Origin of the sequence: Kineococcus glutinatus, from assembly GCF_039542765.1 — a bacterium.
GTDB classification, from domain to species: Bacteria; Actinomycetota; Actinomycetes; order Actinomycetales; family Kineococcaceae; genus Kineococcus_A; species Kineococcus_A glutinatus.
On record NZ_BAABIL010000436.1, the window covers coordinates 1 to 2,042 of the forward strand.

Genomic DNA, 2,042 nt, shown 5'->3' on the forward strand with positions numbered 1-2,042 from the left:
CGCGCTGACGCACGTGCTGCCCGAGCCCGAGCGCGCCGCGGGCGCGGCCGCCGTGCTGGACGCCGACGACGGGCGCGACGCCCGGCGGGCCGGGCCCTCCTCCGGCGAGGTGCTGGAGGTCCTCACGGGCTGCCCCGGCCCGTGGCCGCAGCTGCTGGCCGCCGCGGTCCTCGCCTGGGTGGGCCGGGTGCGCCGCGCCGCCGTCTGGTACGACCGCCCCGTCGTGCACCTCGCCGCCCTGCGCCTGCCCTGCGACGCGGCCACCGAGGCGGCCCTGCGCGAGGCCGCCGCCCTGCTGCCCGAGGGGTCCCCCCTCGCCCCGGACGTCCTCGACGCCGCCGGGACGCTGTCCTTCCGCCGCCGGATGCTCGAGGAGCTGCAGTGACCGACCCGACCACCGCCACCTCCCCCGCCGCGGACGCCGCCCCGGGGACGGGGCTGCTGCGCCCGCACGCGGAGCAGCAGTTCGCGGCGGAGCTGGCGGCGCTGGCCGCCGCCGACGACCGCCCCCGCCCGCCGGGGTGGGTGCTCTCGCCCGCCGCCGTGGTGACGTACCTGCTGGGCGGGACGCTGCCGGGTGGTGCGGTCGTCACCCCGAAGTACGTCGGCCCGCGCCGCCTCGTGGAGGTCGCGGTGGCGACGCTGGCCACGGACCGCGCGCTGCTGCTGCTCGGGGTGCCGGGCACCGCGAAGACGTGGGTCGGCGAGCACCTCGCCGCGGCGGTGTGCGGGCGCTCCACCCTCGTCGTGCAGGGCACGTCGGGCACCGCCGAGGAGGCCGTGCGCTACGGCTGGAACTACGCCCGGCTGCTGTCGGAGGGACCCTCGGCGGCCGCGCTGGTGCCCTCCCCCGTCATGGTGGCCATGCAGCGCGCGCAGGTCGTGCGCGTGGAGGAGCTGACCCGCATCCCCTCCGACGTGCAGGACGCCCTCATCACGATCCTGTCGGAGAAGACCCTGCCGGTGCCCGAGCTGGGCACCGAGGTGCAGGCCGCCAGGGGGTTCAACCTCATCGCCACCGCCAACGACCGCGACCGCGGCGTCAACGAGCTGTCGTCCGCGCTGCGGCGGCGGTTCAACACGGTCGTGCTGCCGCTGCCGGCGAGCGTCGAGGAGGAGGTCGACATCGTGACCCGCCGCGTCGCGCAGCTCGGCGCGGCCCTGGAGCTGCCGCCGGTCCCCGCTGCGGCGGAGGAGATCCGGCGCGTCGTGACGGTGTTCCGGGAGCTGCGCGCGGGGGCGACGGAGGACGGGCGCACCGCGCTGAAGGTCCCGTCGGGCACGCTGTCCACGGCGGAGGCGATCTCCGTGGTGACGTCCGGGCTGGCGCTGGCCGCACACTTTGGCGACGGCGTCCTGCACGCCTCCGACGTGGCGGCGGGCATCGTCGGCGCCGTCGTCCGGGACCCGGTCGCCGACCGGGCGGTGTGGGTGGAGTACCTGGAGGCCGTGGCGCGGGAGCGGCCGGGCTGGGCGGACTTCTACCGCGCCTGCCGCGCGGTGACCGGGTGACGCCCTCCGGCGCAGCGGCCGCGGCACCGCAGGACGCGGACGAGGTGCGCGTGGAGGTCTGCGGCGTGCGGCACCACGGCCCCGGTTCGGCGCGCGCGGTCCTCGCGGCCCTGGAGGCGCTGCAGCCGGACGTCGTCCTCGTGGAGGGACCGGCCGACGCCGACCACCTCGTGCCGCTCGTGGCGGCCGCGGGCATGGAGCCCCCGGTGGCGCTGCTGGCCCACGTCGTCGGCGAGCCGGCGCGCGCGGCGTGGTGGCCGCTGGCGGCGTTCTCCCCGGAGTGGCAGGCGCTGCGCTGGGCGGCGCGGCGCGGGGTGCCGGTGCGCTTCTGCGACCTGCCCTCGACGGTGGTGCTCGCCGGCGACCCCGACGACCCCGCGGACCCCGCCGGCGAGCCCGCACCCGACGACCCCGCGGAACCCGCGGACCCCGCCGGCGAGCCCGACGCGCTGCGCGCCGACCCGGTGGCGGCGCTGGCGGCGGCCCGCGGCTACGACGACCCCGAGCGCTGGTGGGACGACGTCGTGGAG

The 2,042-nt window shown here is 78.7% G+C and carries 3 protein-coding genes; all 3 read left to right on the forward strand.

Translation table 11 applies throughout. From position 1 onward, the window contains the following. Positions 1 to 385 (forward strand): DUF5691 domain-containing protein (locus ABEB16_RS15335; protein ID WP_425560211.1); only part of this gene is annotated, 385 nt, incomplete at its 5' end. Beyond that, complete coding sequence (locus ABEB16_RS15340) at positions 382 to 1,512, forward strand: ATP-binding protein (RefSeq protein WP_345713098.1); 1,131 nt, start codon at positions 382 to 384, stop codon at positions 1,510 to 1,512. The genes ABEB16_RS15335 and ABEB16_RS15340, both read left to right, overlap by 4 nt. Continuing rightward, positions 1,509 to 2,042, forward strand: a 534-nt coding sequence (locus ABEB16_RS15345) for a DUF5682 family protein (RefSeq protein WP_345713099.1), incomplete at its 3' end; no start/stop codon positions are given. The genes ABEB16_RS15340 and ABEB16_RS15345, both read left to right, overlap by 4 nt.